The 13,823-nt window shown below is 43.8% G+C and carries 10 protein-coding genes and 2 tRNA genes; 7 read left to right on the top strand and 5 right to left on the bottom strand.

Features of this window, described 5'->3' with window-relative positions:
* Positions 1-85: 85 nt before the first annotated feature.
* Together AC20MK_RS09675 and AC20MK_RS09670 are read right to left on the bottom strand one after the other, a co-directional pair.
* The gene (locus AC20MK_RS09675) at positions 86-235 is read right to left on the bottom strand and encodes a hypothetical protein (protein ID WP_487355609.1); all 150 of its coding nucleotides are present in this window, start codon (positions 233-235) and stop codon (positions 86-88) included.
* 140 nt (positions 236-375) lie between these two features.
* Positions 376-447, bottom strand: a tRNA-Ala gene (locus AC20MK_RS09670).
* Between the two features lie 184 nt (positions 448-631).
* Between AC20MK_RS09670 and AC20MK_RS09665 the strand changes: the two genes are divergently transcribed.
* The 4 genes from AC20MK_RS09665 to AC20MK_RS09650 all read left to right on the top strand — a co-directional run bounded on the left by AC20MK_RS09665 (position 632) and on the right by AC20MK_RS09650 (position 3,081).
* Positions 632-705 (top strand) — tRNA-Ile (locus AC20MK_RS09665).
* A 368-nt stretch (positions 706-1,073) separates the two neighbouring features.
* Positions 1,074-1,454, top strand: coding sequence for an MreA family transcriptional regulator (mreA, locus tag AC20MK_RS09660; RefSeq protein ID WP_487355608.1), 381 nt, complete (start codon positions 1,074-1,076; stop codon positions 1,452-1,454).
* A 159-nt stretch (positions 1,455-1,613) separates the two neighbouring features.
* Positions 1,614-2,846 (top strand): 3-isopropylmalate dehydratase large subunit, encoded by a 1,233-nt coding sequence (locus AC20MK_RS09655; protein WP_487357099.1) that lies wholly within the window; start codon positions 1,614-1,616, stop codon positions 2,844-2,846.
* A 22-nt stretch (positions 2,847-2,868) separates the two neighbouring features.
* Positions 2,869-3,081, top strand: coding sequence for a DUF8180 domain-containing protein (locus tag AC20MK_RS09650; protein WP_487355607.1), 213 nt, complete (start codon positions 2,869-2,871; stop codon positions 3,079-3,081).
* 113 nt (positions 3,082-3,194) lie between these two features.
* Here the strand turns inward: AC20MK_RS09650 and AC20MK_RS09645 are convergent, their stop codons facing one another.
* The 3 genes from AC20MK_RS09645 to larB all read right to left on the bottom strand — a co-directional run bounded on the left by AC20MK_RS09645 (position 3,195) and on the right by larB (position 5,918).
* Positions 3,195-3,332 (bottom strand): hypothetical protein, encoded by a 138-nt coding sequence (locus tag AC20MK_RS09645; protein ID WP_172367262.1) that lies wholly within the window; start codon positions 3,330-3,332, stop codon positions 3,195-3,197.
* Between the two features lie 603 nt (positions 3,333-3,935).
* Complete coding sequence (larC, locus tag AC20MK_RS09640; RefSeq protein ID WP_487355606.1) at positions 3,936-5,126, bottom strand: nickel pincer cofactor biosynthesis protein LarC; 1,191 nt, start codon at positions 5,124-5,126, stop codon at positions 3,936-3,938.
* Between the two features lie 6 nt (positions 5,127-5,132).
* Positions 5,133-5,918 carry a nickel pincer cofactor biosynthesis protein LarB gene (gene larB, locus AC20MK_RS09635; RefSeq protein ID WP_487355605.1) on the bottom strand — a complete coding sequence of 262 codons (786 nt, stop codon included), beginning with the start codon at positions 5,916-5,918 and terminating at the stop codon, positions 5,133-5,135.
* A 132-nt stretch (positions 5,919-6,050) separates the two neighbouring features.
* Between larB and AC20MK_RS09630 the strand changes: the two genes are divergently transcribed.
* The 3 genes from AC20MK_RS09630 to AC20MK_RS09620 all read left to right on the top strand — a co-directional run bounded on the left by AC20MK_RS09630 (position 6,051) and on the right by AC20MK_RS09620 (position 13,757).
* Positions 6,051-10,610, top strand: coding sequence for a tetratricopeptide repeat protein (locus AC20MK_RS09630; protein WP_487355604.1), 4,560 nt, complete (start codon positions 6,051-6,053; stop codon positions 10,608-10,610).
* 77 nt (positions 10,611-10,687) lie between these two features.
* Positions 10,688-13,168, top strand: coding sequence for a U32 family peptidase (locus tag AC20MK_RS09625; protein ID WP_487355603.1), 2,481 nt, complete (start codon positions 10,688-10,690; stop codon positions 13,166-13,168).
* 1 nt (position 13,169) lies between these two features.
* Entirely contained in the window at positions 13,170-13,757 is a 588-nt protein-coding gene (locus AC20MK_RS09620) for a Maf family nucleotide pyrophosphatase (protein ID WP_487355602.1), read from the top strand.
* The last annotated feature ends 66 nt before the right edge of the window (positions 13,758-13,823 follow it).

Raw genomic sequence — 13,823 nt, 5'->3', positions numbered from 1 at the left:
TTGGTTAGACCAAAAACCAGTTATGAAATTGTAAAATGTGAATTAATTGTTGGTGATGCCTATCATAATGCAGCCTCCTGCCCGATTACAATTCAACAACATTCTTCAAGAGGTCGTGGTTGTTGCAGCATGAAAGGGCAAAAAATGCCTTGAAATGGACTAAAAATCCCGCTGCTATTACACCTTCAAGCTCAAGAAGCCCATCTAATGATAGATCAAATTCCTTTCCTGTCATATTCTAACCCCCGTTAAATTGAAAGGATCCCTCTATTTTAGAGTGGCATCTTGCTGTATATAAGGATTTAGTTCTAACCTTTACTAACGAACAAAAGACAAAAATGCAATATCAAAATAAGCATATCTAAAAAAATTAAGTGGACCGGTCGGGAATTGAACCCGAGGCCTCTACCATGCCAAGGTAGCGATCTTCCCCTGATCTACCGGCCCACAATTGGATAATTAGTGACATAGTTACGATGATGTATGATAAACTTATCGCTTTCAATGGTAGCTATTTTCTGCGTCTCCTTATATTTTTTCGAGGAGACGCGGGTCGATAGCGCAATCTTAATGTAGTAGAATGAGTATTGTGTAGCTCGTACGATGAACAACATCGTGCAAGAGACGCATTGGGCCCGTAGCTTAGCTAGGTGGAGCGCACGGCTGATAACCGTGAGGCCATGAGTTCGAATCTCATCGGGCCCACTCACTTCTATTCTTTTGAATTTTGCGATTAAGAGCTTTGTTCTTGTGATTTCTGAATTAAATTGTTTTTTTCTTAATAGTTTTCGATCAAAAGCTTTTGCTTTCTATCTTTGTTATCTCTTCTGATACGCTACTAATACAATATTCTGGGGATAATGTTGTGTTCTCAAGCCGCGAATATCACAACTTGTATCCTGGTCGTATGAATTTTTTATGGGTGCATGCTTGTGTTTTTACAATAATATATAATTTTATTTATGTCCTGAATAAAGTCTATTCGGATGTTTATATTGCAACTATTATAATAATACAACCATAAATTTTATAAACTACAATGATAATATGTTCTTTATAAAATTGGTGATATAATGGTAGGCATGGATGATGGAGATCCGTATATGGATGACAAAGAACACGAAATGGTAATGCTTCTTCAGAAACTAAATGTCTCAAAACCGGTTGCAAAAGCGCTTGCCTGTTTACTCAGTACTGATAAGATCACTTCTCGTGAGGTTGAGAGGATGTCCCGTCTGAGGCAGCCGGAAGTCAGCATTGCTATGAACTACCTCAAAGAGAACAATTGGGTCGAGGTCGAGGAACTAAAGAAGAAACAGGGCAAAGGCCGGCCAATAAAGGTTTATTCGCTCATTGTTCCAATGGATGAGATCATCGAGACAATTGAGAAAAAAGTATTGTCTGAAAACAAAATACTATTGGAGAACATCGAAAAGCTCAAAAGCATTTCTTGATCTCCTCTTCTTTCTTTCAGGCCGTTTGGCTTACCTTTTCTATTGCTGTGATCGTCTTGGCTATAATTCTATTTTGATCAGGGGACGGATACAAATATTTACCTGTTCATTGTATTATACACTAAGCAAGCGACACAAGGAGTTAATCTTTTGAGTACCATCAGTGAAAAAATCTTCAGCAAAGCAAGTGGAAAGGATGTAAAAGCCAATGAGTTCGTCATGGCAAAAGTTGACTATGCAATGGCTCACGATGGCACAAGTGTGCTTGCGGTACGTTCGTTCAAGAACATGGGCCTTGAAAATGTTTGGGACCCAAAGCGCATTGTTATTCCTTTTGACCATCTAACACCTGCAAACACGGAAACGACTGCGGCTTTACACCATGATATGCGGGAATGGATCGTGGAGCAGGGCATACCTAACTTCTTCGATGTGGGTGAGGGTATCTGCCATCAGGTCCTCCCTGAGAACGGTTTTGCAATGCCTGGTAAGCTCGTTGTCGGGGCTGATTCCCATTCATGCACCTATGGTGCTTTCGGTGCTTTTGGTACGGGTGTCGGTGCAACTGATATGTCCGAGATATTCGCATCCGGTGAACTCTGGTTCAGGGTGCCCGAGACCATTAAAGTGACTGCCTCCGGAAAACTGAAGAAGAACGTTCTTGCCAAGGACGTAACACTCAAAGTGATCGGCACGGTTGGCGCATCAGGTGCTACTTACAAGGCTGCTGAATTCTATGGGGATACAATAACCGACCTGTCCATATCCGGCAGGATGACCTTATCAAACATGGCCATTGAGATGGGTGCTAAAGCAGGCATCGTGCCGCCTGACCAAAAGACCTTCGATTTCCTTGAAGGCAGGGCTGTGGAAGGGTATGAGCCCGTCTATGCAGACGAGGATGCTGAATACTGTGCCGAATATGAAATTGATTGTGCAAACCTCGAACCGCAGGTTGCACTTCCGCATCAGGTGGACAATGTGTGTGATGTGTCGGAGATCGAGGGCAAAAAAGTGGACCAGGTGTTCATCGGAACCTGCACCAATGGACGACTGGAAGACCTCGAAGTGGCTGCTGAGATCCTCAAAGGTGAACAGGTTGCTGTAAGGACCCTCGTCATTCCAGCTTCCCGCTCAGTAATGCTTGAGGCTGTCCGCAATGGTACTGCAGAAGTGCTTCTCGATGCTGGTGTCACACTGGGCTCTCCTGGGTGTGGTCCATGTCTTGGTGGTCACATGGGTGTTATAGGTGAAGGCGAGGTATGTATCTCGACAGCAAACCGTAATTTCAAGGGCAGGATGGGTAAAGGTGGTTTCATCTATCTTGCATCTCCTGCAACAGCAGCGGCATCAGCGATCACAGGTGAGATAACCGACCCGAGAACTGTGTGAATTTGAAAGTGGAGGTAGTATAATGGCAGAAGAACTTGATGAAGGTAAACTGGAACATCTTCTTGGACACTGGATCGAACATAATGAAAGTCATAGCAAGAGCTTTAACGATTGGATCTCCAAGCTGGAAGCTGCAGGGTTTAATGAAGTTGCAGGTCATATCCGTACAGCAGCCATGAAAATGGATGAGTGTACCGGACATTTAAAACAAGCAAAAGATGTCGTGAGGAAATAAGTCCTCACGAACAACTTTTTAATTTTAGTTCTGGCCTAATGGCCAATTATTAAAGGAAAGATAGTTGGCACGATATCTGTAATGAATATCGAGGCCTGACAAAAGAACAACTATCATTCTGCAATGGATGCATGAATATCTGGGATAGCATGCACTTTGTTTTCAGGTTTTACATCGCTCAATTTGAATCCATGCAATACATGTGCCATTGGTGAAGTATTGACTACTCGCACTTCTATTTTTTCAGACATAGCTGTTTCTCCTTTTTAGTTAAATCGTTTTTAGACTCCTTTTTGCCGATTGCCTGTTATTCAATCGGCAATCAAAGACTAATCTACTACTATTTATAGTTTATGTATTTATTTATATACGATTCCGGTAAATATGCTAAATTTGATGTTGATTTGTAATTTTTTTATAAACAAATTTGCTTGTGTACTACTTTCAATATATATAGTTTTCTACAATTTACAATATATGCTTTAATAACTTTATTATTCTAAAAAATCAACATCTGTTGGATGTTTTGCTCTTTCATGTCCACAGAGATTTCAATAAAACGTATTTTCTAATAATTGAGGATCTTTCATTATATCTCTCAAAAACAATCTCTACTGACGTTATGATCACAAATCAGCTAAAAAAAGTAGAAAATGATAAATTTTGATGTCAGTATCTTTTTCCGAGTAATAATATTGAAAAAGATGAGGTGTATTTCACGCCACTAACTACCTTTTCTCTAATAACAAGCAGGTTTGTTTTGAAATGCCCTTTCTTAATAAATGCAACTGTGTGGCTTCATTTTTGACAAGCGGTTAATTTATACAGCCGTTATCAAATATGATCCCGAAAATTTATTTCTTTAGAATCTCGTTCCAGGCCTTCTCCTCAGCGCGCCTTATGATTTCCTTCAATGGAAGCCCGCATTCCTGACTTATTCTCCTGCAATCCTCGAATTCGGCTGAAATATGAAGGACTTCATCCGACCTGTCATGTGCTATCTTGACAGCTACCTGGAAGGTCTGCTTCCCTATAGTTATATTCACGTTCTGCATCTTACGTTCTGCAATAAAACGATGCTTTGTTGGAAGGATACGAACCCCAAGGGTCCCAGTCTGTCTTATAATCTCTCTTGCTATCCTTTCGCTGTCCTCGGGACGTGCGATGACGTGTATGATGTGGCCAGTGCGCCCTTTCTTCATTGTGGCAGGTGTTATGGCGACATCCTTGGCACCGGTTTCCATGAGTGCCTCAAAAAGATTCCCAAGCACTTCTCCGGTAACATCGTCCACATTCGTCTCAAGGACCTCCATATGGTCCCGTGAAAGAACTCCTGTTGTCTCCATGAGCATTGTACGAAGGACGTTGGGCATGGCAGTCTCCGCATCCCCTGCACCATATCCGGTGGTCATTATCTTTCCCGGGGGGAGTTGGTCGCTGGGGTCTGCAAAATAAGTGAGTAAAGCGGCTCCTGTTGGAGTGAGCAGTTCCCTATCACCGTCGCTATGTACTTCCAGACCACTTCCACTGAGTATCTCGGTTGTCGCAGGAGCTGGCACAGGCAATGTACCATGTGCACTTCTAACTCTCCCTCCTCCGACATTTACAGGAGTGCACAATATACTTTCCACATTCATCTCGTGAATTGCATAGCAAGAGCCTATGACATCCGCAAGTGCATCATCCTGCCCCACTTCGTGGAAATGCAGTTGCTCAAGAGGCATTCCGTGAACCTTTGCTTCTGCCTCTCCAATGATCCTGAATACTGCAATGGCGCTTTTTTCCACCTCTTCGGGAAGGTTCGCATCCTTTATTATGCCTATAAGTTCCTCGAATGACCTTATCCTTGCACTGTCCTTCGTATGGATATGAACATCTGTTGCACGTATCCCGCACTTAATGACATCTTCAACAGCTACTGAAACATCCACAGAGGCTTCGATAACTTCTTTTAGCTTTTCCCTGTCTGCCCCAACGTCGATCAGTCCTGCAAGTATCATATCTCCGGAAGCACCTGAAAAGGGTTCAAATACAAGTGTTCTCATGGTATCTCACCTTAAGAACTCTTTCTTTCTCGCTTCTGCAACACTATTTGCTATCCTTGCGGCAAAAGCACCTGCAACGAAGCCTGCATCGATGTTGACCACTGATAATATGGAACATGACTGCAGCATCGAAAGAAGTGCAGCTTCTCCTTTGGCACCGGCACCGTATCCGATCGATACGGGCAGGCCTATCACAGGTACATCTATAAGGCTGGACACTACCGTTGGCAGCGTCCCCTCTCTTCCGGCTGCCACGACTATCGCGTCAGGTCTGTTCTCTTCAAAGACACTCATCTCAGAGATCAGCCTTTGGAACCCTGCCACACCCACATCGTATATCTGAATTGTACTGCACCCCATCTCTGAGGCGGTCATGCGTGCTTCCTCTGCAACATCGATATCGGCAGTACCGGCTGTAATGATGGCCACAGTGCCTCCTGTCCTTGGTGCAGGGGTGCCGTCATGTACGACCGCTGTTCTTGAATGCATGTCCCATTCAATATTCTCCGGTTCGAATGCATTTTTTATGGCGGATGCCTGCTCTTCATTAATGCGTGTAACAAGTGTTCTTCCGGCATTTTCGTTGTGTGCTTTCACTATCTCTACTATGTCTTCTGGTTCCTTTCCTTCTGCAAGGATAGCTTCCATGTACCCTGTACGGTATTTGCGGAACGTGTCCAGTTTTGCGATATCGGATACCGGTACGTATCCCATGGAACGTATCTGACTTTCTGCGTTCACAAGGTCTGTACTGCCTTCTTTCACCTGTCGCAATATATTCTTCAATTCCATGCTCGATCCCTTTAACAATGGGCTGGACTATATAAATAAAAGTCCCTTTTAGGCAAAGACTAATAATGATAGCTTGCTTTAAATGAAGTCTGATAACGTGGAAATCAGATACTAATCACAGGTTTAGAGATCATGTCACAAAGATCAAAAGATATGGCACTTCGTAATTTCAAAAAAGGGATGTCCCTTTTAGATGCCGGACAGCAGAAAGATGCTCTTGAGTTACTGCTTGTTGCTGAAAAACAAGCAAGGGATGCAGATTCTATCGATCTGTTAATAAACACCCTTCAATCTGTTGCGGAAATAATGGAATCCAACGGGGAAATTGATGCAGCTCTTGATAGGTATATGGAGGCATCTGAGCTAGTGGATGCTCTTGCAAAATCGGATCCTTCCTTTGTGGAACACAAAGCCCTGGCTATGAACAAGGTAGCTACTCTTCTTGTCAATAAAGGTGATACCGAGCATGCCGGACCTTTCTTTGAAGAGACAGTGAAAGCATATGATAAACTGCTTTCAAAAGAGCCGAACAATGTTGTTCATTGTTCCTCTGCTTCTTCTGCGCTCAATGATGCTGCAACCCTCCTTGCTGAAAATGGTCATCAAAAGGATGCAAAAGAAAGGTTCGAAAGAGCACTTAAATTATCAACTAAGCTCATTGTTCTCGATCCTCTTAACAGCTCCAATGGTGTTAAAGCTCTGACCATTCAGACCAATCTTGCCAATCTTCTCTACGATATGGGACTTCTGGAAGATGCAAGAACGAATTTTGAAAGTGCTTATGGCGGATATTCCGGACTGCTAAAGAACGATACAACTGACAATTTGTTCCGTGACCACATCGTAGATATACTGGAAAAACAGGTCAATTTACTTCTTGATATGCAGGAATACGATGCTTCCAGCAAGAAGCTTCATGAACTCTTGGATATGCTTCAAGATCTCGCAAAGGATGAACCACGTTTACTTGAAAGGATCACTGATCCCATTCTCGGGCTGGTAAATATTGCCCGCGAAAATGCGGATAAGGGAATGCTTGCAGATGCCCTTTCAAGGCATGAGTTCACACTTGCTGTTCTTATGGATCTGATCAATGATGGCACTGATAACGCAATTTATCTCCCAATGGTCCGTACCATACTTACTGACATGGAAGGTCTTCTTGAATCTGGTCATGATGTCAGCGAAAAGGAGGCTGATCTCAATACCCTCATCTCTATGTATGAGAAACTTTCCGATCTTGATCCCTCCGATGTCTCCTATGCTGCAAAGATCTCAGAACTCAATGAGCGCATGTTCCATCTTTTGATAAGCGCTGGCCGTCTCGATGATGCTCGCTCAAAGTCTGATATCACTCTTGACGACCTCATGGATCTGATACAGGAGGACCCTGGGAATGTCAATTTACTTTCCATGATCCGTGAGATGCTGGATGATATGGAATCTCTTCTTGAAACCGATCGTGATTTCAGTGAACATAAATCGGATCTCAATACCCTCATCTATATGTATGAGAATCTTTCCGATATTTATCCTTCTGACATGTCCTATGTTACAAAGATCTCCGAGCTCGATGACCGCATGATACGTCTTATGATCACCACCGGTCATCTTGATGAAGCTCGTTCAAGGTCTGATTCTACCCTTGACGTCCTTATGGACCTTATACAGGAGGATCCTGCTAACGTTACTTTCCTTCCAATGGTCCTTGAGATGCTGGATGATATGGAATCCCTTCTTGAAACGGACCGTGATCCCAGTGAACAGGAAGCTGATCTCAATGTCCTTATCTCTATGTACGAGAAGCTTTCCAACCTTGATCCCTCTGATCTCTCGTACCATGTAAAGATCGCCGAACTCAATGAGCGCATGGGCAATGTTCTAATGAATACTGGTCGTCTCTATGCTGCTCGCTCAAGGTATATTTCCACACTTACTGTTCTGACGAAATTGATGAAGGAAGAGCCTGATAATGCCAATTTCCTTTCGATCTTCCGCAGTATAGTGAACGATATGGAAGTTCTTTTTGAAATGAACGCTGATGAAAGTGAAAAAGTATCTGACCTCAATGTTCTTATCTCGATATACGAGAAGCTTTCTCTTCTCGATCCGTCCGACCTCTCTCATCATGTGAAGATCGCCGAACTCAATGAGCAGGTAGGCAGCCTTTTGATGAACGCTGGACGCCTCGATGCTGCTCGTTCAAAATATGATTCCGCACTTACTGTTCTTATGGACCTTATTCAGGAGGATCCTGAGAATCTCACTTTCCATTCTATGTTCCGTACTTTACTTGCAGATATGGAACATCTTCTTGAGATCGATTGTGCTGACAGCGAAAAGGAATTTGATATCAATGTCCTTATCTCTATGTACGAGAAACTTTCCCAGCTGGAACCTTCCGATCTTTCTCATTATGTGAAGATCGTCGAACTCGATCATCGCATGGGCAATGTTCTGATGGACGCCGGTCGTCTCTCTGCTGCTCGTTCAAAATATGAGTCCACACTTAACGATCTGATAGAACTTATTCAGAAGGATCCTGGGAATCTTACTTTCCTTCCGATGTTCCGTGCTATACTTAATGACATGGAAGCTCTTATCAAAATGAACGATAATGACATTGAAATAGAATCTGTTCTCAATGTCCTCATCTCGATGTATGAGAACCTTTCCACCCTTGATCCCTCCGATCTTTCCTATACTGCAAAGCTTGCCGAACTCAATGACCGCATGATAATTCTTTTGATAAATGCTGGCCGTCTCGATGCTGCTCGTTCAAGGTCTGATTCCACACTTGACATTCTTATGGACCTGGTGCAAAAGGAGCCTGATAATGTCACTTTCCTTTCCATGGTCCATACGACATTGACTGACTTGGAATCTCTTCTTGATACGGAATTTGATGCAAGTAAAAAGGAAGCTGACCTCAATTTCCTCATCTCTATGTACGAGAAGCTTTCCACCCTTGATCCCTCCGATCTTTCCTATACTGCAAAGATCGGCGAACTCAATGACCGCATGATAATTCTTTTGATAAATGCCGGTCATCTCGATGCTGCTCGTTCAAGGTCTGATTCCACACTTGATGTTCTCATGGACCTGGTGCAAAAGGAGCCCGATAATGTCACTTTCATTTCCATGGTCCATACGATATTGTCTGATCTGGAATCTCTTCTCGAAACGGAATTTGATGCAAGTAAAAAGGAAGCTGACCTCAATTTCCTCATCTCTATGTACGAGAAGCTTTCCACCCTTGATCCTTCCGATCTCTCCTATGCTGCAAAGATCGCCGGTCTCAATGAGCGCATGGTCTTTACTTTGATAAATGCTGGTCGTCTTGATGATGCCCGTTCAAGGTCTGATTCCACACTTGATGTTCTTATGGACCTGGTGCAAAAGGAGCCCGATAATGTCGATTTCCTTTCCATGGTCCATACGATATTGGCTGATCTGGAATCTCTTCTCGAAACGGAATTTGATGTCAGTAAAAAGGAAGCTGATCTCAATGTTCTTATCTCTATGTACGAGAAGCTTTCCACTCTTGATCCTTCCGATCTCTCTTATCATGCAAAGATCGCCGGACTCAATGAGCGCATGGTCCTTACTTTGATAAATGCCGGTCGTCTTGATGCTGCCCGTTCAAGGTCCGATTCTACGCTTGATGTTCTTATGGATCTGGTGCAAAAGGAGCCTGATAATGTCACTTTCCTTTCCATGGTCCATACGACATTGACTGATCTGGAATCTCTTCTTGATACGGAATTTGATGCCAGTAAAAAAGAAGCTGATCTCAATTTCCTCATCTCTATGTACGAGAAGCTCTCTCTTATTGATCCCTCTGATCTTTCTTATCATATTAAGATCGTAGAACTCAATGAGTTAATGATCGGTCTTTTGATGAATGCTGGTCGTCTCGATGATGTCCGTTCAATGTATGGTTCCACTCTTAATATCCTGATGAAATTGATGCAGGAGGAGCCTGAAAACATCACTTTCATTTCTATGTTCCGTAATGTATTGAGTGGTATGGAACGTCTTCTTGAAATTGACTGTGATACCAGTGAAAAAGAAGCTGACCTCAATGTCCTTATCTCTATGTACGAGAAGCTTTCTCTTATTGATCCATCTGATCTTTCGCATCATGCGAAGGTGGCTGATCTCTATGACCGCATGGGCAGTTTTTTAATGAACGCCGGTAGGAATGTTGATGCACGTTCGAGTTATGAAATGGCATTAAGTATCAGGAAAATGCTTATCGAAAAAGGTGAATCACCAATAGTTCATGAGTTCGAGATAGCTTCTATCAGGAACAATCTTGGTACGATGTTTGCACAGGATAGTGAGTTTACAGAAGCTAAAGCAATGTTCGAGGCTTCCCTTAAAGCATATGTCGATCTTTTTGACAGGGATAAAGAGGATTCAGCATATCAATACGGTGCTGCTCTTACATTGAACAATCTTGCAAAACTGTTTGCGGATATGGGTCGCCATGAAGATGCAAAGAGCATCTATGAATCAGCACTTGAGGCATATGTTGAATTGCTGAATGCTGATCCGGAGAATGTTCGTTACAAGAAACACGCTTCCATAACCCTTGATAATCTTGGTTCATTGCTTGGAGATATGGGTAGGGGCGAGGATTCTATCCGTATGCATGAAGCAGCACGGGAATTAAGAAGTGAGATATGAACAGGAAGTTCTTTTATAGGGATAGGTATTTCTTACGGAAAGTAAGATACCTCCCTTAAAATTTATGAGTTGATATTTTGAAAAATGATAATACGGTCTGTACTACTCCTCCGGAAATACTGGCTCCTGCGGGCGATGTCGATGCATTGATAGGCGCAATTAAAGGTGGTGCAGATGCTGTCTATTTTGGTGTTACGGACCTTAATGCAAGAAAAGGCGCGAAGAACTTTTCCGTAGATGATCTTGAGGAGACCATCGACCTGCTTCACTCTCATGGTATCAAGGCCTTCCTTGCATTGAACATACCTGTGAAACAGAATGAGCTCCAGCATGCCCTTGATGTTGTGGATAGGGCATATTCGCTTGGTATCGATGCGATCATCCTTCAGGACCTCGGGCTTTTGAGCATCCTGCACAGGACCTATCCTGACCTTGCGTTGCATGCAAGCACACAGATGACCGTTCACACCATCGAAGGTGTGGACTTCATAGCAAATGCCGGTGCTGTCCGTGTCATTGTTTCAAGGGAACTCTCGGTCAGCGAGATCGAGGATATTGTTAAGAATTCCGATGTTGAGATCGAGATATTCGTACACGGTGCTTTGTGCTATTCTTATTCCGGTAAATGTCTTTTCAGCAGTTTTATTAATGACCGCAGTGCCAATCGCGGTGCTTGTGCACAGCCTTGCAGGCGACCTTATGTCTTTGTTGTGAATGGTAGGAGCGTGAATGAGAAGATCACAGGTAGATTCCCTATAAGTTGTGCTGAGCTCTGCACTCTTTCCGAGATAGGTGATATTGTCAAGACCGGTGTTAAAAGCCTGAAGATAGAAGGCAGGATGAAAAGACCCGAATATGTGACCGAAAGTTCTCATGCTTATAAGCAGGTAGTGGAAGCTGTCTGTAGTTCTGAGGAACTTGGTGAGGATGAGATAAAGGGACTCGAAAAGGACCTTGCACAGTTGTTCTACAGAGGATTTACCAAGGGTTTCGTTCTTGGGGACAGGGATGTCTCACATCCGAAATACAGTTCCAGTTACGGTGTATTTTTGGGCAAGATCAGCAAAGTAAAGGATTTCAAGTACAATACAAGCATTAATCTGACCTTGAACGAGGATATTCGTTTGAAGGACGGTGTGGGCATACACACAAAGGCCGGTGTTCTGGGGTCGGCTGTGAACAAGCTCTTTGATGCAGATGGCGAGGAGATCAAGGAGGCAAATAAAGGGGACAATGTTACCCTTGAGATCAGCTCAAAGACCGGAAAGGCCGTCTCTGTGGGCAATGAGGTCTATCTGACGACTGATCAAAGACTTCTGGAACGTTTGCAGCGAACACGAAAACAGGGGTTGCCGGTTTCCATTGAAGTGGATGCAGGTGTGGATGATTTGCTGAAGGTGAGGATATCTTCTGCTTCCTTTAGTGCTGAATTCGTTGATGAGTTCGTAGTGCAAAAGGCCCAGAAGGCACCGATGTCAAAGGAAAAGATCGTCGAGGTCATGGAAAAGCTCGGCGATACCTCATTTGAGGCAAAGGACGTCGATGTGAATATGAATGGCGAGATCTTCATTCCCATGGGTGTGCTCACGAATGCCAGAAGGCAGGCTGCGGATATGCTGCTGGAAAAGATACTGGCATCTTACCGAAGGGAAGAAAAAAATCCGAAGTTGTCCGATATGCCACATTTCTGTGATGATGCGGCTGCCGATGGGTCCGAAAATGCTGTCCCTCTCTTAAGTGTGGAGGTAAAGAACAGCGATGCTCTTCTTGCTGCTGTGGAGTGCGGTGCTGATATTGTTTATCTACCGATAAGTAAATTATCGGAAGTGCTTTCAGATGAGTATGCTGAGATGTTCAGGGATGTCAAGGAAGCAGTGGAGATCGTTCTGCTGGCTCCTCGTATATCTCATGAGGCTGAGCTGAAAGCACTTATTCCAATGTTCGAGGCCGTAAAAGAGGAAGGTCTGCGTATAGCTTGTTATACGCTGGGACAGGTCGAGCTGGCAAAAAAGATGGACATTCCTTTTGTTGTACAGAAGGAGTTCAACACATTCAATTCCTATACTACGGATGAGTTCTACAGGGCAGGGGCATTCCGTGTGACCCTTTCCAGTGAACTCAATATGGATGAGATGAAAGATGTGGCAGATGACATCTCCTGTCGCGGGAAGTCTCACCAGCTCGAAGCGGTTGCACATGGACGGGAACTTATGCTCATAACCGAACATGATCTGCTAAAGCCTCTGATGGATAATGGGATCAGCATTGAAGGCAGTGAGGTCCTTCTTGTCGATTCGAAGAGTGATGAATATCCTGTCAAGCGTGTCGGGGAAAGGACACTTATCTATGATTCAATGGTCACTGAGATGCTGGACCATGTGGAAAAGTTCGAAGAATGCGGGATCGATGTGATACGTCTGGACCTTTCCCTTTATGGCAAAAGGGATGTTCAGGACATCACGTCTGCATACCGCCGGGTCATGGATGGTAAGGATGCGGTCATCTATTCAAAAAGGGGTTCTGATTTCACTTCCGGCCACTATTTCAAAGGTGTGTGATGTGAGAAAGGTCGTACTTGCTTCCGCTTCTCCTCGCAGGAAAGAACTGCTTTCCCAGTTGATCGGGGATGATTTTGAGGTATGCGTTAGCTCGTACGAGGAAACTCATCGCCAGGACATGACCGTTGAGGAGTTGGTGGTCTTTCACTCTTTGGAGAAAGCAAGGGATGTTGCCTTAAGGTTCGATTCGGGCATCATCATCTCCGCAGATACTGTTGTTTTTTGTGAGGGAGTCGTTCTGGGAAAACCGCATACTCCGGAAAAGGCAAAGGAGATGCTTGAAAGCATAAGCGGTAAGTCAATTCAGGCCATCACTGGAATGACCGTTCTCGATGTGGATTCCGGCAAATGTGTCAGTGAATACGTGAGCACGGTTGTGAATATGAAACTGATGTCCTCTGATGAGATCGTATCCTATGTGAGGTCAGGGGAACCGCTTGACAAAGCGGGGGCTTTTGCAATACAGGGAAAAGGGGCTGTTCTTGTTGAAAGTATCAATGGCGATTTCTTCAATGTCGTTGGTCTTCCTCTTTTCAGGCTTGGTAATATTCTTCAGGAAATGGGTGTCTCTATCTTTGATGATGGTTGATGTTCGATGATACTGCCAGTTCCTTTTAAAATCTATTAATCTGCTGTTCACCGAAAACCACATAAA

Source organism: Methanococcoides sp. DA23 (genome assembly GCF_057593895.1).
Note: the sequence above shows the minus strand (reverse complement) of the source record. Positions and strands in the feature narration are given on the sequence as shown.

Coding starts and splice junctions, on each gene's coding strand:
- AC20MK_RS09645 (WP_172367262.1), bottom strand. CDS start 3,332: ATGTCTGAAAAAATAGAAGTGCGAGTAGTCAATACTTCACCAATGGCA.
- mreA (WP_487355608.1), top strand. CDS start 1,074: ATGGTAGGCATGGATGATGGAGATCCGTATATGGATGACAAAGAACAC.
- larC (WP_487355606.1), bottom strand. CDS start 5,126: ATGAGAACACTTGTATTTGAACCCTTTTCAGGTGCTTCCGGAGATATG.
- AC20MK_RS09675 (WP_487355609.1), bottom strand. CDS start 235: ATGACAGGAAAGGAATTTGATCTATCATTAGATGGGCTTCTTGAGCTT.
- larB (WP_487355605.1), bottom strand. CDS start 5,918: ATGGAATTGAAGAATATATTGCGACAGGTGAAAGAAGGCAGTACAGAC.
- AC20MK_RS09630 (WP_487355604.1), top strand. CDS start 6,051: ATGTCACAAAGATCAAAAGATATGGCACTTCGTAATTTCAAAAAAGGG.
- AC20MK_RS09650 (WP_487355607.1), top strand. CDS start 2,869: ATGGCAGAAGAACTTGATGAAGGTAAACTGGAACATCTTCTTGGACAC.